19 protein-coding genes, 1 tRNA gene and 1 pseudogene are annotated in these 21,437 nt (G+C 67.6%); 17 read left to right on the forward strand and 4 right to left on the reverse strand.

Annotation, left to right across the window (positions count from 1 at the left end; translation table 11 throughout):
• Positions 1-485 precede the first annotated feature (485 nt).
• Positions 486-1,541, forward strand: a complete 1,056-nt coding sequence (locus tag ACFJGT_RS18940; protein ID WP_377840941.1) for a threonine aldolase family protein — start codon at positions 486-488, stop codon at positions 1,539-1,541.
• A gap of 93 nt (positions 1,542-1,634) precedes the next feature.
• A complete protein-coding gene (locus ACFJGT_RS18945; RefSeq protein ID WP_377840946.1) occupies positions 1,635-2,594 on the forward strand; it encodes a hypothetical protein in 960 nt (319 codons plus the stop codon).
• Between the two features lie 62 nt (positions 2,595-2,656).
• Here ACFJGT_RS18945 and ACFJGT_RS18950 read toward each other — a convergent pair whose 3' ends face one another.
• Positions 2,657-3,127 carry an Hsp20 family protein gene (locus tag ACFJGT_RS18950; protein WP_377840949.1) on the reverse strand — a complete coding sequence of 157 codons (471 nt, stop codon included), beginning with the start codon at positions 3,125-3,127 and terminating at the stop codon, positions 2,657-2,659.
• Between the two features lie 360 nt (positions 3,128-3,487).
• Between ACFJGT_RS18950 and ACFJGT_RS18955 the strand changes: the two genes are divergently transcribed.
• Positions 3,488-4,606, forward strand: a complete 1,119-nt coding sequence (locus tag ACFJGT_RS18955) for an alpha/beta hydrolase (RefSeq protein WP_377840952.1) — start codon at positions 3,488-3,490, stop codon at positions 4,604-4,606.
• On the opposite strand, the pseudogene hisN reads toward ACFJGT_RS18955, so the two are convergent.
• Both hisN and ACFJGT_RS18965 read right to left on the reverse strand, forming a co-directional pair.
• Positions 4,511-5,294, reverse strand: a pseudogene (gene hisN, locus ACFJGT_RS18960) (histidinol-phosphatase). The gene ACFJGT_RS18955 and the pseudogene hisN sit on opposite strands and share 96 nt — an antisense overlap.
• A gap of 306 nt (positions 5,295-5,600) precedes the next feature.
• Positions 5,601-6,521: an N-formylglutamate amidohydrolase gene (locus ACFJGT_RS18965; RefSeq protein WP_377840955.1), complete on the reverse strand. Its 921-nt coding sequence runs from the start codon at positions 6,519-6,521 to the stop codon at positions 5,601-5,603.
• Positions 6,522-6,743: 222 nt separating this feature from the next.
• Between ACFJGT_RS18965 and cpdR the strand changes: the two genes are divergently transcribed.
• Complete coding sequence (gene cpdR / locus ACFJGT_RS18970) at positions 6,744-7,103, forward strand: cell cycle two-component system response regulator CpdR (RefSeq protein WP_038363805.1); 360 nt, start codon at positions 6,744-6,746, stop codon at positions 7,101-7,103.
• 168 nt (positions 7,104-7,271) lie between these two features.
• A tRNA-Val gene (locus ACFJGT_RS18975) sits at positions 7,272-7,346 on the forward strand.
• A gap of 72 nt (positions 7,347-7,418) precedes the next feature.
• Here the strand turns inward: ACFJGT_RS18975 and ACFJGT_RS18980 are convergent.
• Entirely contained in the window at positions 7,419-8,327 is a 909-nt protein-coding gene (locus ACFJGT_RS18980) for a LysR family transcriptional regulator (RefSeq protein ID WP_377840958.1), read from the reverse strand.
• Between the two features lie 217 nt (positions 8,328-8,544).
• Here ACFJGT_RS18980 and ACFJGT_RS18985 point away from each other — a divergent pair, with 217 nt between their 5' ends.
• The 12 genes from ACFJGT_RS18985 to ACFJGT_RS19040 all read left to right on the forward strand — a co-directional run bounded on the left by ACFJGT_RS18985 (position 8,545) and on the right by ACFJGT_RS19040 (position 21,431).
• Positions 8,545-9,519 carry a dihydrodipicolinate synthase family protein gene (locus ACFJGT_RS18985; RefSeq protein ID WP_377840961.1) on the forward strand — a complete coding sequence of 325 codons (975 nt, stop codon included), beginning with the start codon at positions 8,545-8,547 and terminating at the stop codon, positions 9,517-9,519.
• A gap of 33 nt (positions 9,520-9,552) precedes the next feature.
• Positions 9,553-10,104 (forward strand): 3-hydroxyanthranilate 3,4-dioxygenase, encoded by a 552-nt coding sequence (locus tag ACFJGT_RS18990; RefSeq protein ID WP_377840965.1) that lies wholly within the window; start codon positions 9,553-9,555, stop codon positions 10,102-10,104.
• A 183-nt stretch (positions 10,105-10,287) separates the two neighbouring features.
• Entirely contained in the window at positions 10,288-11,451 is a 1,164-nt protein-coding gene (locus ACFJGT_RS18995; RefSeq protein WP_377849017.1) for an ABC transporter substrate-binding protein, read from the forward strand.
• A 200-nt stretch (positions 11,452-11,651) separates the two neighbouring features.
• Positions 11,652-12,566: a branched-chain amino acid ABC transporter permease gene (locus ACFJGT_RS19000; protein ID WP_377840968.1), complete on the forward strand. Its 915-nt coding sequence runs from the start codon at positions 11,652-11,654 to the stop codon at positions 12,564-12,566.
• A complete protein-coding gene (locus tag ACFJGT_RS19005) occupies positions 12,559-13,581 on the forward strand; it encodes a branched-chain amino acid ABC transporter permease (RefSeq protein WP_377840971.1) in 1,023 nt (340 codons plus the stop codon). Before ACFJGT_RS19000 ends, ACFJGT_RS19005 begins: the two co-directional genes overlap by 8 nt.
• Complete coding sequence (locus ACFJGT_RS19010) at positions 13,578-14,330, forward strand: ABC transporter ATP-binding protein (protein WP_377840974.1); 753 nt, start codon at positions 13,578-13,580, stop codon at positions 14,328-14,330. The genes ACFJGT_RS19005 and ACFJGT_RS19010 overlap by 4 nt, the downstream gene beginning before the upstream one ends.
• A complete protein-coding gene (locus ACFJGT_RS19015) occupies positions 14,330-15,031 on the forward strand; it encodes an ABC transporter ATP-binding protein (RefSeq protein ID WP_377840979.1) in 702 nt (233 codons plus the stop codon). The genes ACFJGT_RS19010 and ACFJGT_RS19015 overlap by 1 nt, the downstream gene beginning before the upstream one ends.
• A complete protein-coding gene (locus ACFJGT_RS19020) occupies positions 15,018-16,145 on the forward strand; it encodes an alpha/beta hydrolase (protein WP_377840985.1) in 1,128 nt (375 codons plus the stop codon). The genes ACFJGT_RS19015 and ACFJGT_RS19020 overlap by 14 nt, the downstream gene beginning before the upstream one ends.
• Complete coding sequence (locus tag ACFJGT_RS19025) at positions 16,142-16,957, forward strand: aspartate dehydrogenase (RefSeq protein WP_377840987.1); 816 nt, start codon at positions 16,142-16,144, stop codon at positions 16,955-16,957. Before ACFJGT_RS19020 ends, ACFJGT_RS19025 begins: the two co-directional genes overlap by 4 nt.
• Positions 16,958-17,224: 267 nt before the next feature.
• Positions 17,225-18,658 carry an NAD-dependent succinate-semialdehyde dehydrogenase gene (locus ACFJGT_RS19030; RefSeq protein ID WP_377840991.1) on the forward strand — a complete coding sequence of 478 codons (1,434 nt, stop codon included), beginning with the start codon at positions 17,225-17,227 and terminating at the stop codon, positions 18,656-18,658.
• A gap of 122 nt (positions 18,659-18,780) precedes the next feature.
• Positions 18,781-20,229 carry an efflux transporter outer membrane subunit gene (locus tag ACFJGT_RS19035; RefSeq protein WP_377840995.1) on the forward strand — a complete coding sequence of 483 codons (1,449 nt, stop codon included), beginning with the start codon at positions 18,781-18,783 and terminating at the stop codon, positions 20,227-20,229.
• Positions 20,226-21,431, forward strand: a complete 1,206-nt coding sequence (locus ACFJGT_RS19040) for an efflux RND transporter periplasmic adaptor subunit (RefSeq protein WP_377840998.1) — start codon at positions 20,226-20,228, stop codon at positions 21,429-21,431. The genes ACFJGT_RS19035 and ACFJGT_RS19040 overlap by 4 nt, the downstream gene beginning before the upstream one ends.
• The last annotated feature ends 6 nt before the right edge of the window (positions 21,432-21,437 follow it).

Below are 21,437 nucleotides of genomic sequence, written 5' to 3' on the forward strand. Positions count from 1 at the left end.
CGTCGTCTCGTTGGAGGCTTTGCTTGCGCTTTGTTTCCACCGCGCCCGCGTCCTCCGCAGGCGCCTCGGGCGTGCCTCGCCCGTTCGCGCCTGTCTTCAGGCCGTCGTTTTACGGACGGCGCGCGTGCGATTGGCTTTGGCGTTGGTAGCCCGGCCCTTCGTCATGCTCGCCTCCGTTGCGACGGCGCGACCTCCAGCTAAATCAGCTTTTGGTCGGCGCGGTGAAAAATGGGACAGCAACACTGTCCTATTGCGATGAACTTGCCAGAATTCCAATCTAGGCACAAGCGCCGATTTCGCGCTGCAGCGAAATTTTATTGCAAAATCGAATCCGCACCAGACATTTCCGGAACGAAAGCCCGGACTCAGGCAGCCCGGTTCTTGTTTTTGGGCATGACCCAAGGTCTCACCCCGGCGCCGTGCGCAAGCCCCCTCTCCACCGACACCGCTTGGCAGGAAAGCGCCCTCCGCCTAACCCTCACACCATGGATTTCTTCAGCGACAACACCGCCGCCGCCAGCCCCCGCGTCATGGCCGCGCTCGCCGCCGCCAATGCCGGCGCCGCCTCCCCCTATGGCAAGGACGACTGGACGCGCCGCGTCGAGGAGCGCTTCGCCGCGATCTTCGAGCGCGAGGTCGCGGTCTTCCTCGTCCTCACCGGCACGGCGGCGAACGCCCTGGCACTGGCCAGCATCGTCAAGCCCTGGGGCGCGATCCTCACCCATGAAGAGGCGCATGTCGTCGAGGACGAATGCGGCGCGCCGGAATTCTTCACCAATGGCGCGAAGCTGGTCGACCTGCCCGGCACCGGCGCCAAGCTGAAGCCGGAAACAGTGACCAAGGCGCTCTCGCATCTGCGCGCCGGCGATTTTCATCAGGTCCAGGCGCAGGCGCTGACGATCACGCAGGCGACCGAATGCGGCACGATCTATACGCCCGCCGAGGTGCACGCCCTGAAGGACGCCGTTACGCCGCGCGGGCTCAAACTCCACATGGACGGCGCCCGCTTCGCCAACGCGCTGGTCACGCTCGGCTGCACGCCGGCCGAGATCACCTGGAAGGCCGGCGTCGACGTGCTCTCCTTCGGCGGCACCAAGAACGGCGCGCTTGCGGCGGAAGCCGTGATCTTCTTCGACCCGGCCGAAGCCGAGGAGATGAAATGGCGCCGCAAACGCGCCGGCCAGACGCTCTCCAAGGGCCGCGTCATCGGCGCCCAGTTCGAGGGCCTGCTCGCCGACGACCATTGGCTCGACCTTGCCCGCCACGCCAATGCCCGCGCCAAACGCTTGGCGGATTCGGTCAGCCAGGGCAGCGAAGCCCGGCTCGCCTGGCCCTGCCAGGCGAACGAGGTCTTCCTCGTCCTGCCGCCGGCGGTTCAGGAGCGCCTGAAAGCCGCCGGCATCGGCTATTACGACTGGTCGGCACGCTCGCTGCCGCCGGACGCGCCGCTCAAGGCGGGCGAGATCGTCGGCCGCTTCGTCATGTCCTTCGCGACGGAAGCCGAAGACGTCGAGAGCCTTATTACAGCGATCGCGGGTTGAATGAGCGCATTTGCGCCCCGTTTCCAGCCGCATACCTGCCGCAATCCCTAACAAGACTGAATGCCAAGCAGTCACTCGTTAAGGGAATGTGGCATGGCAGATCGTTCGACCGCACCGGGGCGCATCGCTCTGATGGGCCTGGTCGTGGCCGGCGCAATGGCCGGCATGGCGGGCACCGCCAGCGCCCAGTATTACTATTACGATGACGGATATGATCCGTATCCGGCCTACGGTTATGGCTATCGTTACGACTATGGCTATGCCCCGCGCCCCCCGGCCGTCGTGCCGCGCGCGCCGGCTGCGGTCTCGCCCTATTCGGTCAACGGGATCGCCGCTCGCCGTTACGGCCTCGCCCGGATCGAGCGTTCGATCCGCCGCGACGACACCTATATCGTCGACGGCGTCACGCCCAGTGGCCAGCGCCAGCGCCTGATCCTCGATGCCTATGCCGGCGATTTGATCCGACGCATCCCGCTGCGCGGACAAGCGCCTGCCCCCAGCGTCGCCCGCGCCGACCCGCGCGAGGAGCACGCCCCGCCGCGCCAGCGCCTCGTGCCCCAGCCACCTGAGCGCCCCGCCGAGTTCAAGGGCCCGGCCGAGGCCAGCGCCCCGGCGACGACCATCCTGCCTTCCCCGGTCGCACCGCCTGCGCCTGAGCCTGTCCAGCCGGCGGAAAAGCCCCCGGCCGAGGCCAGCGCACCCGCGACCACCTCGCCGCCCTCACCGGCTGCGCCGCCGGTGCCCGAACCGGTGAAGCCCGTGGAAACCGCACCGGCCGAAGCCAGCGCGCCGGCAACGGCGGCCCCGCGGCAACCCGCCAAGCCGGCGGAGCCCTCGCCCGGCGCGACCAATCCGGAGACCGGCGCCGACAAGCCGAAGCTCGTCAATCCCAGCGATGTCCGGAATACCGAGGGCACAGAGCGCAAGCCGCCGCTCTCGACCGCCGCGCCGGCGCCCGAGGCCTCGTCGATCCCGCCGGTCCAGAACATCGACTCCACGCCATCGACGCCGAAGCCCGAGACGCCGATTGCGCCGGTCGCTCCGATGAACTGACGACCAACAAAAAGGCCCCCGTTTCCGGGGGCCTTTCGCTTTCATCGAAAGCTTGACGCTGGTTACGCGGCCTGGGCGACCTTGGCCTCAAGGACCTTGGCCGAACCGCCATTGCCGATCGGAATCTGGCGCGGCTTCTTGGCCTCGGGGATCTCGCGCACGAGATCGATATGGAGCAGGCCGTTCTCGAGGCTGGCGCCGGTCACCTGCACGTAATCGGCAAGCTGGAAGCGACGCTCGAAAGCGCGCGCGGCGATGCCCTGGTGCAGGACCTCGCGCTTCTCGGCGCCCTCGGCAGGCTGCTTCTCGCCCTTGACGGTCAGCGCGTTTTCCTTGGACTCGATGGAGAGGTCGCCCTCACCGAAACCCGCGACCGCGATGGTGATGCGGTAGGCGTTCTCGGCGGTCCGCTCGATATTGTAGGGCGGGTAGCTCGGGGCGGCTTCGGTGCTCGAGGCCTGGTCGAGGAGATTGAACAGGCGGTCGAAACCGACGGTCGAGCGATAGAGCGGGGAGAGGTCGAAATGACGCATGGTATGTCCTCCGAAGAAGCGACAATGATGTCGGTCCGCCTCGCCTGAGCGCGGACCTCGGTTGCTTTCGCGCAGCCGGTTCCGGCCTGCGCAGACCTGATCTGGGGAGGCGTTTGGGCTTTTCAAGAGCCGTTCTCGCAAGCCCGATTGAAATCCGAGCCCTCGTCCTGGGGAGTGCCGCAGGCGCGTCTCGAAGGATGATTCAGGAGGCTCCGGAACCATCTGGAACATCCTTCGAGACGCCGCTTCGCGGCTCCTCAGGATGAGGGCTCGATGGCCTCTCGCTCCAGACCCTGAGGACGCGAAATCCGCCCTCGCATTTCTTTGTTGGCGCACCGACATGTTTTCGCAGGATATCCGGTGCAGGATATCGAGCTTGTTGCAGCCGCGATCCGAGGGCGCGGTGGCGATGCGGAGCACCTGATGGCCGAGGCCGCCTTTTTCGCCGATCCGGATTATCCCGTCCCCGGGCACGGCAAGACCTGGCTCGCGACGACGCGCGACGGCGCTGCCTTGCGCTTCGCCAGCTGGCGCCCGACGGTGAAGCCGGTGCGCGGCACGGTCGTCGTGGTACAGGGCCGGGCCGAGTTCATCGAGCGCTACAGCGAGACCGTCGCGGAGCTGCGCCGCCGCGGCTTCCATGTGCTGGCCTTCGACTGGCGCGGCCAGGGCGGCTCGCAGCGTTTCGTCAGGCGCACGCGCAAGGGCCATGTCGGGCGCCTACGCCACTACGAGGCCGATCTCGCGCTGGCGATGGCCGAGATGCAGGCGAAGCTGCCCCCGCCCTATTTCGTCCTCTCCCATTCGATGGGCGCCGCGCTCTGCCTCGATGCCTCCCGCTCGAACGCCTTGCCGGTCGCGCGCATGGTCGCACTCGCGCCGATGCTCGGCATCGCGATGATCGCGCATCCCGGCCGGGCGAAGATCCTGGCGAGCCTGCTCTACTGGCTCGGCCTCGGCCGCGCCTTCGTGCCGGGCGGCGGCGATACCGCGATCGCGACGAAGCCCTTCGAGGGCAACCGCCTGACCAGCGACCCCGTCCGCTATGCCCGCAACGCCGCGCTCTCGGCCGCGGCGCGCGAGCTCAGCATCGGCGACCCCACCATCGCCTGGGTCAGGACCGCCTTCCGCCTGATGGCGCGCCTCGCAACGCCGTCAGCCCCGCTGGAGGTGAAGGTACCGACCCTGATCATCGCCGCCGGCCGCGATCCGGTCGTCTCGACGCCGGCGATCGAGCGCTTCGCGGCGCGGCTCAAGACCGGGTCGGCGCTGGTCCTGCCGACATCGCGCCACGAGATCCTGATGGAGAACGACGACATCCGCGCCCAGTTCTGGGCCGCCTTCGACGCCTTCATCCCCGGCGAGGACCAGGCCCTGCCCGGCTTAAGCAGCGAGCCTGGCCATGGCGGCCTCATGCAGCGCCTTGCTGCCGGCCGCGAGGATGCGCCCGCCCCCGGCAGCGCTGCCGCCGTCCCATGAGGTGACGATACCGCCCGCGCCCTCGATGATCGGGATCAGCGCGACGATGTCGTAGGGCTTGAGCCCGCTCTCGATCACGAGATCGACATGGCCGGCCGCGAGCATGCAATAGGCATAGCAGTCGCAGCCATAGCGGGAGAGCCGGACTTCGCTTTCGACGCGGGCGAAGGCCTCGGCCTCATCGCCCTTGAACAGGGCGGGCGTCGTCGTCATCAGCGTCGCGGTGGCGAGATCCGTGGTCTGGCGGGTCCGCAGCTTCTTCGGGCCGCCCGGCCCCTCGTAGCGCGAACTCGCGCCCGTCGCCGGAAAAACGCTCGCCCGAAAAGGGCTGGTGCATCATGCCATAGACCGGCACGCCGTTGCGCGTCAGGCCGATCAGCGTGCCCCAGACCGGGATGCCCGAGATGAAGGCCCGCGTGCCGTCGATCGGATCGAGCACCCAGACATATTCCGCATCGGTGTTCTCGCTGCCGAATTCCTCGCCGAGCACGCCATGGGCCGGGAACTGCCGCTTGATCATGTGGCGCATCACCGATTCGCCGGCGCGGTCCCCCTCGGTCACGGGATCGAACACCCCGCCGCGCGACTTGTCCTCCGTCGCATGCAGCGCCCGGAAGAAGGGCAGGATCGCCCGGCCGGACTGCGTCGCCAGCTCCGCGACGAAGGCGCCGAAATCGACTGCGCTCATGAACAGGCACTCCAGTTTGCTGCTTTGCAGCATCGACTCCGCGGATCGATCGCTCGAACCGAGGCTCGGATGCGGAATAACCGAAAAACCCCGGCATTTCGTTGCGGCATTATGCGCCAATCGCATAGCACCTTTGATTTCGCTGATTTCAGTTGCGTTTTGCAGCGCACTCTCATATTGTGCACTGCGAAGGGGAGATGACCTCAAACCTTCATTGCCCTCCTTGGGCGTTTCCTCCCTAGACTTGGGCCGCCACGCAAGTGTGCGGCCCTTTTTCTTGTAAATCCCCCACTTCGCCGGCAATCGCTACTCGGCCGCCTCGCGCCATTCGTCGAGCCAGCCGCTCCAGCGCGCGAAGCAATCCGCCATGACACCGGCGATCGCCTGCTCGACCGCATCGAAACCGGCATGCGGCTCCAGCGTCGCCTCGTTCATGTAGAGCGCGCGGTTCACCTCGATCTGCAAGGCATGCACGCCGGCAGCCGGCGCGCCGTAATGCTCGGTGATGAAGCCGCCGGCATAGGGCCGGTTGCGGGTGACGCTGAAGCCCAGCCGCGTGAAGGCCTGTTCGGCGATGTCGATGATGTAGCCCGCAGCGCTGGTGCCGAAGCGGTCGCCCAGGATGATGTCGGACTTCGCCAGCCCGTCGCGATCGAGCCCGGCCGAGGGCATCGAATGCGCATCGACGAGGATGCAGGTGCCGAACACCCCTTGCGTGCGCTGGACGAGGCTGCGCAGGCCGGCATGGTAGGGCCGGTACAGCTCCTCGATCCGGGCGAGCCCCTCCTGGATCGGGATCCGCCCGAAATAGATCTCCTGCGCGTCGCCGACAATGCGCGGGATCGTGCCGAGCCCGCCGGCCACCCGCATCGAGCGCGTGTTGGCGAAGGGCGGCACCCGCCCCTCGAACATGCGCGGGTCGAGCTCGTAGGGCTCGCGGTTGACGTCGAGATAGGCGCGCGGGAACTCGGCCACGAGCAGCGGCGCGCCGAGCGAGACGCTCTGCGCGAACAGCCGGTCGACATAGGCATCCTCGGAGCGCCGGAGGCTGCGCAGCGGCAGGCGCGCCGCCTCGACGAAGCCAGGCGGATAGCAGCGGCCGGCATGCGGCACGTCGACCACCACCGGCACGACCTGAAGCGCCGGCTGGTACAGGCTGAACGGCCGCTCGATCTCGGCGACGACGTCGTCCGGCGCGGGCGGGAAAGGGGCTGAGGAGAGGCTCATCGCGCGTGACTGAAGCACACAAACCGAAGCGGTTGAAGCGATGTCGCAAAACCTCGAAAATTCAACACTGGATTCACGCCTTGTTTACCATGATGTTGCCTTATGAAAGGACATGGTTCCAACTGTGCGGCCGGGTGAGTACCCAACCGTTCCAGGCCCGGCCTTGGCCGGGGCGCCAGACGTTATCGAAACACAGGCCTCAGGGACGAACAGATCAGGCCCATGACGAAGATACTGCTCGCCGAAGACGACAACGATATGCGTCGCTTCCTGGTCAAGGCCCTGCAGAATGCGGGCTACGACGTCGCTTCCTTCGATAACGGCCTGTCGGCCTATAACCGCTTGCGCGAGGAGCCGTTCGAGCTCCTGCTGACGGATATCGTCATGCCGGAGATGGACGGCATCGAGCTGGCGCGCCGCGCCACGGAGCTCGATCCGGACATCAAGGTGATGTTCATCACGGGCTTTGCCGCCGTGGCGCTGAACCCCGATTCGCAGACGCCGAAGGATGCGAAGGTGCTGTCCAAGCCCTTCCACCTGCGCGAGCTCGTCAACGAGGTCGAGAAGCTGCTGGCGGCCTGAGCGGCCGTTCGGCAATCGCGCAAATGCAGATGCCAACAGCGCGTTGAGAATTTATGCGGCAAACGCCTTGCCACCCGCAAAGCGAGTCGCTATAGCCCCCTCACTCGCAGCGTGAACGCGGCCCACACGGCCCGGACACGCTTCCGGAAGCCACCTCACGGCGGCGACGGGCGCGTAGCTCAGCGGGAGAGCACTACGTTGACATCGTAGGGGTCACAGGTTCGATCCCTGTCGCGCCCACCATTTGATGCCCTTGCAATACAGGGTCGAAAGGCCGCCTCACCGGGCGGCCTTTTTTGCTTTTCCGGCCCTTTCTCAATCCGCCTCGCTTGGCGCGAGCTGGCGCACGAGGCGGCGCAGCAGCCCCTCGAAAGCCGAGAGCGCCGGCGAGGCCGCACGGCCACCGAGCCGAATCATCACGATGTCCCGCGCGATCGACGGCTCGGTCAGCGGGCGCACCAGCACCGATTTCGGCGCCACCGCCCGCGCATAGGTCGGCAGCACGGCGATGCCGAGCCCGGCCTCGACCAGCGCCAGCGCGGTCGTGATCTGCGTCACCTCATAGGCCGGCTTCAGCGTGATCTCGGCCGTCTCGTAGCCGACCTCGGCGAGCAGGCGGATGCCGCTGTCGCGGGTCAGCGTGATGAGGGGCTCGTCGGCAAGGTCACGCCACGTCACCGAATCCTGCGCGGCGAAGCGGCTGCCCCGCCCGCAGAACAGCATCAGGCTGTCGCGGGCGAGCGTCGTGCGCTCGATGGTGTCGTCGAGCGCCGGAAAGGTCCCGACGCCGCAATCGGCCTTGCCGAAGCGCACCGCCTCGACGACGAGATCGTTGCGCGCATCGATGATCGCGACCTGCAAGCCCGGATATTTCTGCTGCAGCGCCACGATCGTCGGCGGCATGATCACCGCCGCGAGCAGTGGCGGCACCGCGACCACGATGCGCCCCCGCCGGCGCTCGGCCAGGCCGTTAGCGTTCAGCACGGCCGTGTCGAGGTCCTGCACGATTTTCAGCGCCGCGCCGTGGAACTCGCGTCCGCCCTCGGTCAGCTCGACACGCCGGGTCGTGCGGTCGAGCACGCGGATGCCGAGTTCGCGCTCCAGATCGCGCACGAGCTGGGACAGCGCCGGCTGCGCCATGTTCAGGCGCTCGGCCGCCTTGGTGAAGGTGCCCTGCTCGGTCACCGCCAGGAATGCCTGGATCTGGCGCAATGTGATCGCCATCGGACGCCTCGATTTATAAGGATAGCTTCCGAATTCATACGAATGTTACGAGTTGCCGTATACCCCGGCTCTCATGCCATCATCCCTCATCGCCCGGCATTTATGCGGGGCTGCCTGGGAGAGGCTGTCGGGCAAGGCATTTCGGATGATGGCGCGGAAGGATCGCGCGACCCGAGGCCATCCGCCCGAGCCGCTCCGGAATGCGGGAGCCGGCCTGATGAAATACGCCAAGAAGGACGCCAAGGCCTATGCCCGCGCCCATATGAAGGGCATCTGGGCGGCCGCGCTCACGCCCTTCACCGACAAGCTCGCGATCGACGAGGACGGCTTCCGCCGGAATATCCGCCACTGGCTCGATGATCTCGGGATCGACGGGCTGTTCATCGCCGGCAAGCAGGGCGAGTTCTTCTCGATGTCGCTGGAGGAGCGCAAGCGCAATTTCGAGCTGGCGGTCGAGGCTTCGGCCGGGCGCGGCCAGACCATCATGTCCTGCTCGGACCAGAACATGGACGTCGTCATCGATCTCGCTAAGCACGCCGAGAGGGTCGGCGCCGACTACATCGTCGTGCATGCCCCGATCCTGCATTTCTTCAAGGCGCAGGACGAGACGCTCTACGAGTATTACCGGACCATCGCCGAGAAGGTCGATATCGGCATCGCGCTCTGGAGCCACCCGGATTCCGGCTACCTGATGAGCCCGCAGCTCTGCAACCGGCTCGCCGATATCGAGAACATCGTCGCGATCAAGTACAGCGTGCCCCGGCCGATGTATGCCGAACTGACGCGGCTGGCCGGCGACCGCATCCTGGTCAGCACGGCGTCCGAGGAGGAATGGCTCGACAACATCCTCGAGCTCGGCTGGCAGCTCTATCTCTGCTCCTCGCCGCCCTACCTGATCCAGACGGCGAACGACCGGCGCATGCGCGACTACACCGACCTCGCCTTCCGCGGCGAGGCCGACAAGGCGCGCGCCATCCGCGACAGCCTGGACCCGGTGCGCGAGGCCCTGCGCGGCACGCGCCCGGCCGAGAAGCCGCATGCGCACCAGAAATACTGGCAGGAGCTGCTCGGGCAGGTCGGAGGCCATGTCCGTCCGCCGATGCTGGAGCTGACCGAGGCCGAGAAGGCCGCGACGCGCGCCGCCTTCGAAGCCTGCGGCCTGGGCCAGGCGCCACTCGCCAAGGCCGGCTGAACGACATCACGAACGAGGACGGGAGTGGGAACCATGGCGACCGAAGGACGGCTCAAGGCCTTCAACTTCAAGAAATGGATCGAGGAGCACGAGCACCTATTGAAGCCGCCGGTCGGCAACAAGAAGGTGTTCGACGACGGCCAGATGACCGTGATGGTCGTCGGCGGCCCGAACCAGCGCGCCGACTATCATGACGATCCGGTGGAGGAGTTCTTCTACCAGCTCAAGGGCGACATGATGCTGAAGCTGGTCGATAACGGGAAGCATTACGACGTGACGATCCGCGAGGGCGACGTCTTCCTGCTGCCGCCGCATGTGCGCCACTCCCCGCAGCGCCCGCAGGAAGGCTCTATCGGGCTCGTGGTCGAGCCGGCCCGCCATGGCGACCAGGTCGACGGCTTCGAATGGTACTGCTTCGAGTGTCAAGGCCTCGTGCATCGCATCGAGCTCAAGGTGAAGGACCTCGTGAAGGACCTGCCGCCGCTCTACGAAGCCTTCTTCTCGGACGAGAAGGCCCGCACCTGCAAGCATTGCGGCGCGCTCCATCCCGGCCGCAAGCCTCCTGCCGGCTGGGTCGCCCTCTAAGGCTGCCGCACCGAAAGGCGGGCTCCCCTTCCCCGCGGAGTCCGTGCTTGGATAACGGACAGCAGCGCCTTGCGCCCCGGCCGGGGCGCGGTGATGGTGCACCGAATTACGCCTAAGCGCGGCGGCGCAGAAACGCCGCGTTCGACCATCTCAGAGGCAAGAACGGAACGACTGGAGTCCATGATGAAACTGCGCGGATTGCTCTTCGGCATCTCGACGACGCTGGCGGCCTCCACGGCGCTGGCCCAGCAGCCGGTCAAGATCGGCATGATTACCACCTTGTCGGGTCCCGGCGGCTATCTCGGCCAGGACATCCGCGACGCGTTCAAGCTCGCCATCGACCTGGAGGGCGGCAAGCTCGGCGGCGTGCCGGTCGAGCTCGTCGTCGAGGACGATGCGCTGAAGCCCGGCCAGGGCAAGCAGATCGCCGAGAAGATGCTGAAGACCGACGGCATCAAGATCATGACCGGCATCGTCTTCTCGAACGTCGCCGGCGCGACCGTGCCCGATATCGTCGATTCCAGCGCGCTCTATGTCAGCCCCAATGCCGCGCCCTCGAATTTCGCCGGCAAGGAGTGCAACGCCAACTATTTCGTCGTCTCCTGGCAGAACGACAGCCTGCACGAGAGCGCCGGGCAATACGCCACCAATCTCGGCTACAAGAAGGCCTTCATCCTCGCCCCGAACTACCAGGCGGGCAAGGACGCGCTGACCGGCTTCAAACGGATGTTCAAGGGCGAGATCGCCGGCGAGGTCTATACCCGCCTCGACCAGACCGACTTCGCCCCGGAAATGGCGCAGATCCGCGCCGCCAATCCCGACGTCGTCTTCCAGTTCCATCCCGGCGGCCTCGGCATCGCCTTCCTGCGCCAGTACCAGCAGGCCGGCCTGCTCGGAACGATCCCGATGGTGCTGGCCGAGCCCTCGCTCGACTCGACCACGCTGAAGGCGGTCGGCGAATCCTCGCTCGGCCTCAGCGTCACCGCGCACTGGAATTCCGACTTCGACAACGCGGCCAACAAGAAATTCATGGAGGCCTGGAACAAGGCCTATAACCGCGCCCCGACCTATTATGCCAGCCAGGGCTACGACGCTGCGCTCGCCATCGCCTCCGCCTTGAAGGCGACCAGTGGCAAGACCGACGTCCCCGCGCTGCGCACGGCGCTGGCCAAGGCCGATTTCCAGTCGGTCCGCGGCGCCTTCAAGTTCGGCCCGAACCAGCACCCGGTGCAGGATTGGTACGCGCTCAAGGTCGAGAAGGGCGCCGACGGCACCCCGGTGCTCAAGACCACCGGCAAGGTGCTGAGCAACCACGGCGACGTCTACGCCAAGGACTGCAAGCTCTGAGGAACCACGCCGTCATTCCGGGGCAGGCCAAAGGCCTGAGCCCGGAACCCAGAACCGATGCCGCCGAAGCGGTGGCGCTGTACCGTTCCGCTTGACGATGAGACGCATCGGTTCTGGATTCCGGGATCTTCGCTGACGCGAAGCCCCGGAATGACAGCGTCGGTTCGATCCAAATCCAGCGCGTTCCAACCCCGGCAACAATGACGCTCGTTCTCGAACAATTGCTCAACGGCCTGCAGTTCGGCGTGATGCTGTTCCTGCTCGCGGCCGGGCTGACGCTGATCTTCGGCATCATGGGCGTGATCAACCTCGCCCATGGCTCGCTCTACATGGTCGGCGCCTATGCCGCCGCCTTCGCCGCGGCGCAGACCGGCTCCTTCCTTGTCGCCGTTCTGGCGGGCCTCGCCGCTGCTGCCTTCATCGGCATGGTTATGGAGCTCGTCGTGCTGCGAAGGCTCTATGCGCGGGACCATCTCGACCAGGTGCTGGCGACCTTCGCGCTGATCCTGATCTTCAACCAGAGCGTGACGCTGCTCTTCGGCCGCCAGCCGCTCTTCGTCTCGGTGCCTCCCGCGCTGAACGGCTCCGTGCAGCTCCTGCCGGGCCTGACCTACCCGGTCTATCGCCTCGCAATCATTGGGGTCGGCCTCCTCGTCGCGCTCGGGCTCTACCTGCTGATCAACCGCACCCGCGTCGGCATGCTGGTCCGGGCCGGCGCCACCCATCGCGAGATGGTCCGCGCGCTCGGTGTCGATATCCGCCTGCTCTACACCGCCGTCTTCGGTCTCGGCGCCCTACTCGCCGGCCTCGCCGGCTTGATGGCCGGGCCGATCCTGGCCGTGCAGGTCGGCATGGGCGAGCAGATCCTAATCATGACCTTCGTCGTGGTGGTGATCGGCGGCGTCGGCTCGATCCGCGGCGCCTTTTTCGGCGCGCTGCTCGTCGGCCTCGTCGACACGTCCCTGCGCGCCTTCGCGCCCGGCCTGCTGCGCCATGTCATGACGGGGTCGGAGGCCGATGCGCTCGGGGCCGGCCTTGCCTCGATGGGCATCTACCTGCTGATGGCGATCGTGCTGCTGGTGCGGCCCAAGGGACTGTTCCCCGCCCATGTCTGAGAACGCCCTCACCCGCACCGACACCGCCGCACCTGCTTTGGGTCGCATCGTCGCGCTGCTGGCACTCGCCGCCGCGCTGATCGCCTTGCCCTTCATCGTCCAGGCGATCGGCCAGCCGGCGCTGGTGCCGCTGGCGACACGCGTCCTGATCTACGCCATCGCCGCCGCCAGCCTGAATCTCGCGCTCGGCTTCGGCGGGATGGTGAGCTTCGGTCACGCCGCCTTCTTCGGCATCGGCGGCTATGCCGTCGGCATCCTCTACCGGACCTTCGCCGACAACGCCCTGTTCCTCGGCTTCATCCCCGGCACGGACCAGCTCCTGATCACGCTGCCGGCCGCGATCCTCGCCGCCGGCCTCTTCGCCTGCATCATCGGCGCGCTCTCGCTGCGCACAGCCGGCGTGCAGTTCATCATGATCACCCTCGCCTTCGCGCAGATGCTGTTCTTCCTCTTCGTCTCGCTCAAGGCCTATGGCGGCGATGACGGCATGACGATCCGCCGCCGCAACGCGCTGTTCGACCTCAACACCCGCGACGACGTCACCTTCTATTTCATCTGTCTCGTCATCGCCGCGCTGGTCTTCCTCGCGCTCTGGCGCATCGTCGGCTCGCGCTTCGGCATGGTGCTGGCCGGCATCCGCCAGAACGAGCGGCGCATGGCGGCGATCGGCATCGCGCCCTATCGCTACAAGCTCGCCGCCTTCGTCATCTCCGGCATGGGCGCAGGGCTCGCCGGCGCGCTGATGGCGAACTACCTGCGCTTCGTCAGCCCCGACATGCTGCACTGGACCAAGTCCGGCGAGCTGATGATCATGGTCATCCTCGGCGGCGTCGGCACCTTGCTGGGCCCGCTGCTCGGCGCCGCCGCCCTCGTCATCCTCGAGACCGTGCTGACCGGCTGGACCGAGCATTGGCAGCTCGTTCTCGGGCCGATCCTGCTGTTCGTCGTGCTCTTCACGCAGGGCGGATTGAACGGCCTGCTCAATCGCCTCGGCCTCGGCAGGAGCGCGCCATGACCGCGACGCTCCTTTCCGTGCGCGGCCTGCGCAAGCGCTTCGGCGGCCTCATTGCCACGGACGGCGTCGATCTCGACGTGCGCGATGGCGAGATCCACGCGCTGATCGGCCCCAATGGCGCCGGCAAGACCACACTGCTGACCCAGCTCTTCGGCGAGCTGACCCATGACGAGGGCGCGATCACGCTGTCGGGCGAGGAGATCGGCGCCCTGTCGACGCCGCAGCGCGTGAAGCGCGGTGTCGCCCGCACCTTCCAGATCAACCAGCTCCTGCCGGACTTCACGATGCTCGACAATGTCGCGCTCGCCGTGCAGGCCCATGACGGCCACAGCTTCCGCTTCTTCGGCAATGCCCGTCGCGACGAGAGCCTTCGCAGCCGCGCCCGCCAGCATCTCGCCACCGCGGGCCTGAGCCACCGCGCCGAGGTCAAGGTCGCCGACCTCTCCCATGGCGAGCAGAAGCAGCTCGAATTCGCAATCGCGCTCGCCTGCGAGCCGCGCCTGCTCCTGCTCGACGAACCGATGGCGGGGCTTGGCCATGCCGAGAGCGAGCAGATGGTCGCGATGCTCTCAGGCCTGAAGGGCCGCGTCACCATGCTGCTGGTCGAGCACGACATGGACGCGGTCTTCGCCTTGGCCGACCGCATCTCCGTGCTGGTCTATGGCCGCGTGATCGCCACCGGCACGGCCGATGAGATCCGCGACAATCCTGAGGTGCGCACCGCCTATCTCGGCGACGGAGACGCCTGATGCTGAGCGTGCGCAACCTGCAATCCGCCTATGGCCGAAGCCAGGTCCTGTTCGATGTCGCGCTCGACATCGCCGAGGGGGAGGTCGTGACGTTGCTGGGCCGCAACGGCATGGGCAAGACCACGACCGTGCGCTCGATCATGGGGCTGCTGGCGCCCAAGGGTGGCGATATCCGCTTCGAGAGCCGGGACGTGCGCGGCATCGCGCCGGAGAAGATCGCGCACTGCGGCATCGGCCTCGTGCCCGAAGGCCGGCAGGTCTTTCCGACGCTCTCGGTCCGCGAAAACCTCGTCGCCACCGCCTCGAACCGGCTGAAGCGCTCCTCGCCCTGGACGCTGGAACGGGTCTACGCCCTGTTCCCGCGCCTGCAGGAGCGCGCCGGCCAATCGGCCCGCACCTTGTCGGGCGGCGAGCAGCAGATGCTCGCGGTCGGCCGCGCACTGATGACCAATCCGAAGCTCCTGATCCTCGACGAGGCGACCGAGGGATTGGCACCCGTCATTCGTGCCGAGATCTGGGGCTGCATCGAGGCGCTGAAGGCGCAAGGCCAGTCGATCCTGCTGATCGACAAGAACATCAATGTGCTCAAGCGCATCGCCGACCGGCACTACATCATCGAGAAGGGCCGCACGGTCTGGTCGGGCTCCAGCAGCGACCTCGCGGCGAACGCGGAACTGGTGCATCGCTATGTCGGCGTCTGAAACGGACCTCATCGAGATCATCGCGCATAGCGCCGAGAGCGATCCGGTCGAGGCCCTGCGCGATGCGCTGGGTGACATCCTCGCCGGGCTCATTGCCGCCGGCTGCGGCCCGCATCACCTGCATGAGATGATCTGGGAAACCGATCGACCAGAGGCCTTTCACCTCACCCGCCATAGCGTCGAACTGGCCTATCGCGAGACCTTCGCCGGCTTCCGCCCGCCGATTCGTCTTATGCCGACGAGCGAAGCCGGCCTGACCATCCGCGCCCGTCATGCGGCAGCGCAGCCACTGCCCGATAAGCTGGTCGACGGCTACAGCTTGCGCGAGCTCGGCCGGCAGTACAGCCCGCGCCTGCAAGCCGACATGAAGGCGCTGTTCCGGCAATGGAGCGGCGATGGCGAGGTCTTCCGCGCCCGCCATGGCGCCGCCGATCTCGCCTATGGCCCCGGCCGCTTCGAGACGCTCGACCTCTACCGCCCGGCAGGCGAAAAACGCGCGCCGATTTTCGTCTTCATCCATGGCGGCTACTGGCAGGCCTCGGACAAGGTCCAGCACGCGCAGTTTTCGCAAGGGCTGCTCGATGCCGGCTATGCGGTGGCCATGCCGAACTACGGGCTGGCGCCTGATATGCCGCTGGAAGGCAGCATCGCCCAGAGCGTCGCCGCCCTGAATTTCCTCGTCCGCGAAGCCGATGCGCTCGGCCTCGACCCGACGCGCCTGCACATCTCCGGTCATTCCGCCGGTGGACATCTCGCCGCGATGACGCTCTGCGCGCCGGATGCCCCGCCGATCGCCTCGGCTCTGCTTCTCTCCGGCCTCTCTCGTCTCGATCCGCTCGGCCATCTGCCGCTCGGCCGCCTGCTCGGCCTCGACGATACCGCCCACGCCACGCGGCTCAGCCCGATAGTTCAGCCGCGTCCGCAGGCGACGCGGATCGCCTTCGCGGTCGGCGAAGGCGAGAGCGACGCCTTCAAGGCGCAATCGGCCGCGCTGGCCGCGACATGGCAGGCACCAGCGCCCCTGATCTGCCCCGGCCACCATTTCAGCATGCTGGAAGGCCTGAACGGCGGCGCGCTGCTCGACCTCGCCTTGCGAACGGCGGAAGGCTCATGACGCGCTCAGGCAAACCGCTCCGCCTCGCCCTGATCGGTTGGGGCGCCATCAACCGCCGCGTCGCGGAGCTGCTGGCGGAGAGAAGCAACGGCGGCATCGCCATCGTCGCCGTCGCGGTCCGCAACCCAGCCGCCGCAGGCGACATCCCGGCCGGGGCCAAGCTGATCACGACACCGGGCGAACTCGCCGGCTTGGACCTCGATCTCATCGTCGAAGCGGCCGGGCGCGAGGCTGTCGGCATCTGGGGGGAGGCCGCGCTCAATCATGCGCCGGCCTTCGCCGTCGCCTCGACCAGCGCCTTCTGCGACGACGCCCTGCTTGCTCGCTTGATCGCCGCCGCCGAGAGCAGCGGCAGCCAGCTCCTGATCCCGCCCGGCGCGCTCGCCGGCATCGACGGCATCGCCGCCGCATCCCTGCTGCCGCTGGACGAAGTCATCCACCGCATCGTCAAGCCGCCTGCCGCATGGCGCGGGACTTCGGCCGAGAGCCTGATCGCGCTCGACGAGATTACCGAGGCGACGGCCTTCTTCTCCGGCACGGCTCGGGAGGCCGCCTCGCGCTTCCCGCAGAACGCCAATGTCGCGGTCATCACCGCGCTCGCCGGCATCGGGCTCGACCGCACCCGCGTCGAGCTCGTCGCCGACCCCGCTGCCGGCGGCAACGGTCACCAGCTCAGCGCGCGCGGCGCCTTCGGCAAGCTCGACATCGCCATCGAGAACCGCCCGCTCGCCACGAACCCGAAATCCTCGGAGATGACGGCGCTCGGGCTGGTCAGGCTGATCGAGAACCGCGTGCGCACGCTGGTGCGCTGACTTTTTCCTGTCATTCCGGGCGCAGCGAAGCGAAGACCCGGAATCCACGACTGGGCACCGCGCCCTCGGGTGGATTCCGGATCTGCGCCGCTATGCGGCTTGTCCGGAATGACAATGGGGCAGCGCGCACCATTCATAACCATAACAGTCTGAATTTATCTGATTTAGCCGACTGGATCACAGAATGACCCGCCACCTATGGTCCCCATCGACACCGGCGGATACGCCGCGCAGAGACCGCTGAACGCATCGCCAGCCGAGGCTTCCATGACGACCTATCCCGATCTCAAGCTCTATATCGGCGGCGCCTGGCGGAAGACGGCGGAAGAGCAGCCGGTCATCAATCCGGCCGACGAGAGCGTCATCGGCGCAGTGCCCCTCGCCTCGCAGGCTGACCTCGACGATGCGCTGACGGCCGCCGCCGAAGGCTTCAAGATCTGGAGCCGCATGGCCCCGCGCACCCGCGCCGAGATCATGCTGAAGGCCGCCACGCTGATGCGCGAACGCGTCGAGGAGATCGCCCGTTCGATCACGCTGGAGCACGGCAAGCCGCTGGCCCAGGCCCGTCTCGAAGTCGTCAGGGGCTGCGAGTTCTTCGAATGGGATGCGGCCGAGGGCCAGCGCGCCTATGGCCGCGTCATCCCGAGCGAGCCCGGCATCCGCTATGTCGTGATCCACCAGCCGGTCGGCACGGTCGCGGCCTTCTCGCCCTGGAATTTCCCGATGAGCCAGCCCTGCCGCAAGATCGCGGGCGCGCTCGCAGCCGGCTGCTCGATCATCATCAAGGCGGCCGAGGAGACCCCGGCCGGCGCCCTCCATATCGCGCGGGCCCTGCATGATGCCGGCGTCCCGCCCGGCGTGTTCAACCTTGTCTTCGGCGTACCCGCCAAAATCTCCAGTTATCTGATCCCGCAGGCGCAGACCCGCCTGGTCGCCTTCACCGGCTCGACCGCCGTCGGCAAGCATCTCTCGGAGCTCGCCGCCCGCCATATGACGCCGGTGCTGATGGAGCTCGGCGGCCATGCCCCGGTCATCGTCTGCGACGATGTCGATCCCATCGCCGCGGCTCATCTCTCCGCCACGCGCAAGGTCCGCAATGCCGGCCAGGTCTGCACCTCGCCGACCCGCTTCTTCGTCCAGCAGGACATCTACGAGCGCTTCACCAGGGCTTTCGTCGAGAAGGCTGAGGCCGTGACGGTCGGCAACGGCCTCGATGCCGGCACCGAGATGGGCCCTGTCGCCAACCATCGCCGCATCGAGGCGCTGGAAGCGCTGACCGCCGATGCCCGCGCCCGTGGCGGGCGCGTGCTGGCGGGCGGCGAGCGCCTGGGCAATCGCGGCTATTTCTTCCCGCCGACCGTGCTCACCGAACTGCCGGACGATGCCCGCGCGCTGCGCGAGGAGCCTTTCGGCCCAATGGCGATCATCAACCCGGTGCGCACGGTCGAGGAAGCCATCGAGAAGGCCAATTCCCTGCCCTTCGGGCTCGCGGCCTACGGCTTCACGCATTCGGCGGCCCGCGCCGATCAGCTCGCCGACGGTATCGAGGCCGGCAATGTCTCGATCAACACGCTGGAGGCTTCGGTCGCCGAGGTGCCCTTCGGCGGCGTCAAGGACAGCGGCTACGGCCGCGAGGGTGGCGCCGAGGGTCTGGCGCACTATATGACGGTGAAGACGCTATCTCACAGGATGGTCATCTAGCCGCAATGCGCCGGACGGGCTGACCGGTTATCCTGCTGGCAGGAATGCCATAGGGACGAAATATCGCGCATGGACAGGGTGGAAAGCTGGCGGCCACGGGTTTTCCCGGCATTCTGGCCGCGATGATTCGCATCCCCCTCCTGTCTCTGCTGGCGATGAGCCTCGGCGCCTGCGCCGTCGGGCCGGACTATGCGCCGCCCGCGCTCGACCTGCCGCAGCGCTGGAACGCGGCTGCGAGCGGCAAGACCTCGCCGCGGCCCAGCGAATGGTGGCGCGGCTTCCGCGACCCCACGCTGAACGCGCTGATCGATCAGGCCATCGCCGGGAATCTTGACGTCGCGCAGGCCAAGGCCCGCATCCGCGAGGCCCGTGCCGCTCGCGAGCAGGCGGTCGGTGCGCTCTTCCCGCAGGTCGATGGCGGCGCCTCCGCCAGCCGCTCGCGCTCGTCGACGGTGACCCGCAACAGCTTCCGCGCCGGGTTCGACGCGTCCTGGGAGGTCGACCTGTTCGGCGCGCGCGACCGCGCCGTCGAGGCGGCGACCTATGGCACGGACGCCGCCTTCGACGATCTCGACACGGTCATGCTGACGCTGATCGGCGATGTCGCCTCGACCTATGTCGAGGCGCGCGGCCTGCAGGCGCGGATCGTGCTCGCCCGCAGCACCGCGAAGACCCAGCGCGAGACCGAGGCGCTGACCCGCACGCGCTTCCAGGCCGGCGACATCTCCGCGATCGACACCGCCCGCGCCACCGCCCAGGCCGCCAGCACGGAAGCGCAGATCCCTTTGCTGGAAGCCTCGCTTGCCCAGAGCCAGCACCGGCTCGCCGTGCTGACCGGCCGCCCGCCGGCCGCGATGGCCGGCTATTTCGGTCGCGCTGCGGCGGTGCCCGGCACGCCCGCCCCGCCGCGCGCCGGCATCCCGGCCGATGTCCTGCGCCGCCGCCCCGATGTCCGTTCGGCCGAACGCGTGCTCGCACAGGCGACAGCCCGGATCGGCCAGGCGGAGGCCAATCGCTATCCGTCGGTCTCGCTGACCGGCAACATCTCGACCTCGGCCCTCAAGCTGGGAGACCTCGCCAAAAACAGTGCCATCGGCTGGTCGATCGGCCCGAGCCTCAGCGTCCCGATCTTCAACGGCGGCGAGCTGGCGGCAGCCGTCGATGCCGCCCGCGCCCGGCGCGACCAGCAGGATGCGGCGCTCCGGCTCGCGGTGCTGACGGCGCTGCAGGATGTCGAGGACAATCTCGTCGGCCTCAGGCAGCAGCGGCTCAGGCTCGGCAGCCTGACCGAAGCCGCCCGTGCGTCCGGCGAGGCCGCGCGGCTCTCCCGCGCGCTCTACACGGCGGGCACGGCGAGCTTCCTCGACGTGCTCGAAGCCCAGCGCACGCTCTACGCATCCGAGGAATCGCTGATCCAGAGCCGGGTCGCGCTCGCCACGAGCTTCATCGCCCTCAACAAGGCGCTGGGCGGCGGCTGGCTCAGGCCGGTCGAGGTCTCGGCCCCGGCCGTCGTCGACACAGAGACCGGGCCGCGCCTGCGCATTATTCCCGTCGAGGAGCCGCAACCATGAGGCTGCGACGCCTTCTTTTTCCTGCCCTCATCCTCGCGGCCGCCGGCGGCTACTATGTCTGGCAGGCCCGCCAGCCCTCGCCGGCCGAGACCGTCAGCCTGCCGAGTAGCGAGGCGGTGATGGGTAATGTCGAGGAAGCCGTGCTCGCCTCCGGCGCGCTGGAGCCGGTCCGGCAGGTCAGCGTCGGCGCGCAGGCGACCGGCCGCATCGTCTCGCTCAAGGTCAAGCTCGGCGACAATGTCGCGACAGGGGACCTGATCGCCGAGATCGACGGCATCACCCAGCAGAACGCGCTGCGCTCGGCCGAGGCCGATCTCGCGGCGCTCAAAGCCCAGCGCGCCGAGCGGAGCGCCAGCCTCGCCTATGCCCAGGCCGTGCTCGCCCGGCAGAAGCAGATGATCGGCCAGAACGCCGTCTCGCGCGATGCCTTCGAGAATGCCGAGATGACGGTGAGCGTGACCCGCGCGCAGATCGAGTCGCTCGATGCGCAGATCCAGTCGAGCCAGGTCAAGGTCGAGGATGCCCGTGCCAAGCTCGGCTATACCCGCATCACCGCGCCGAGCCCCGGCACCGTGCTCGCCATCGTCGCGCAGGAAGGCCAGACGGTGAATGCGGTCCAGTCGGCGCCGACGGTCGTGGTGCTCGGCGACGTCTCGACCATGACGGTCAAGGCAAAGATCTCGGAAGCCGACGTGCTCCGCGTCAAGGCCGGGCAGGAGGTCTATTTCAGCGTGCTTGGCGCGCCGGAGCGGCGCTTCCCCGGCAAGATCTCCTATGTCGAGCCGGCGCCCGACACCCTGAAGACGCAGAACACGACATCCTCCTCGAGCGCGAGCAGCTCATCCTCCGCCGCCAGCACCAGCGCGGTCTACTACAACGCCCTGTTCGAGGTGCCGAACCCGGAAGGGCGGCTGCTGACGTCCATGACAGCGCAGGTCACCGTCATCGTCGGGCGGGCCGAGCACGTCCTGACGGTGCCCTCGACCGCCGTCCGCCGCCGCGGACCCAACGCCTTCGTCGATGTGCTCGGCCCCGACGGCAAGCCGGAGCAGCGCAAGGTCACGACCGGGCTCGACAACAAGATCGTCGTCGAGATCACCTCCGGCCTGAAGGCGGGCGAGCGCGTCGTCACGACGCGCAGCAGCGGTGGCCCGGATGCGACGCGTCCGGCGCGCGCCCGCCGCTCGCCCTTTGGCTTCTGAGGCGCC

This window comes from Allobosea sp. UC22_33, assembly GCF_042700715.1.
GTDB lineage: Bacteria > Pseudomonadota > Alphaproteobacteria > Rhizobiales > Beijerinckiaceae > Allobosea.

Bases quoted from the DNA above. Each gene is read 5' to 3' on its own strand.
- ACFJGT_RS18990 (WP_377840965.1), top strand. From the start codon at position 9,553: ATGGCGACCGAAGGACGGCTCAAGGCCTTCAACTTCAAGAAATGGATC.
- ACFJGT_RS19035 (WP_377840995.1), top strand. From the start codon at position 18,781: ATGATTCGCATCCCCCTCCTGTCTCTGCTGGCGATGAGCCTCGGCGCC.
- cpdR (WP_038363805.1), top strand. From the start codon at position 6,744: ATGACGAAGATACTGCTCGCCGAAGACGACAACGATATGCGTCGCTTC.
- ACFJGT_RS18940 (WP_377840941.1), top strand. From the start codon at position 486: ATGGATTTCTTCAGCGACAACACCGCCGCCGCCAGCCCCCGCGTCATG.
- ACFJGT_RS18995 (WP_377849017.1), top strand. From the start codon at position 10,288: ATGAAACTGCGCGGATTGCTCTTCGGCATCTCGACGACGCTGGCGGCC.
- ACFJGT_RS18965 (WP_377840955.1), bottom strand. From the start codon at position 6,521: ATGAGCCTCTCCTCAGCCCCTTTCCCGCCCGCGCCGGACGACGTCGTC.
- ACFJGT_RS19040 (WP_377840998.1), top strand. From the start codon at position 20,226: ATGAGGCTGCGACGCCTTCTTTTTCCTGCCCTCATCCTCGCGGCCGCC.
- ACFJGT_RS18980 (WP_377840958.1), bottom strand. From the start codon at position 8,327: ATGGCGATCACATTGCGCCAGATCCAGGCATTCCTGGCGGTGACCGAG.
- ACFJGT_RS18945 (WP_377840946.1), top strand. From the start codon at position 1,635: ATGGCAGATCGTTCGACCGCACCGGGGCGCATCGCTCTGATGGGCCTG.
- ACFJGT_RS18985 (WP_377840961.1), top strand. From the start codon at position 8,545: ATGAAATACGCCAAGAAGGACGCCAAGGCCTATGCCCGCGCCCATATG.
- ACFJGT_RS19030 (WP_377840991.1), top strand. From the start codon at position 17,225: ATGACGACCTATCCCGATCTCAAGCTCTATATCGGCGGCGCCTGGCGG.
- ACFJGT_RS19025 (WP_377840987.1), top strand. From the start codon at position 16,142: ATGACGCGCTCAGGCAAACCGCTCCGCCTCGCCCTGATCGGTTGGGGC.
- ACFJGT_RS19005 (WP_377840971.1), top strand. From the start codon at position 12,559: ATGTCTGAGAACGCCCTCACCCGCACCGACACCGCCGCACCTGCTTTG.
- ACFJGT_RS19020 (WP_377840985.1), top strand. From the start codon at position 15,018: ATGTCGGCGTCTGAAACGGACCTCATCGAGATCATCGCGCATAGCGCC.
- ACFJGT_RS19015 (WP_377840979.1), top strand. From the start codon at position 14,330: ATGCTGAGCGTGCGCAACCTGCAATCCGCCTATGGCCGAAGCCAGGTC.
- ACFJGT_RS19000 (WP_377840968.1), top strand. From the start codon at position 11,652: ATGACGCTCGTTCTCGAACAATTGCTCAACGGCCTGCAGTTCGGCGTG.
- ACFJGT_RS18950 (WP_377840949.1), bottom strand. From the start codon at position 3,127: ATGCGTCATTTCGACCTCTCCCCGCTCTATCGCTCGACCGTCGGTTTC.
- ACFJGT_RS19010 (WP_377840974.1), top strand. From the start codon at position 13,578: ATGACCGCGACGCTCCTTTCCGTGCGCGGCCTGCGCAAGCGCTTCGGC.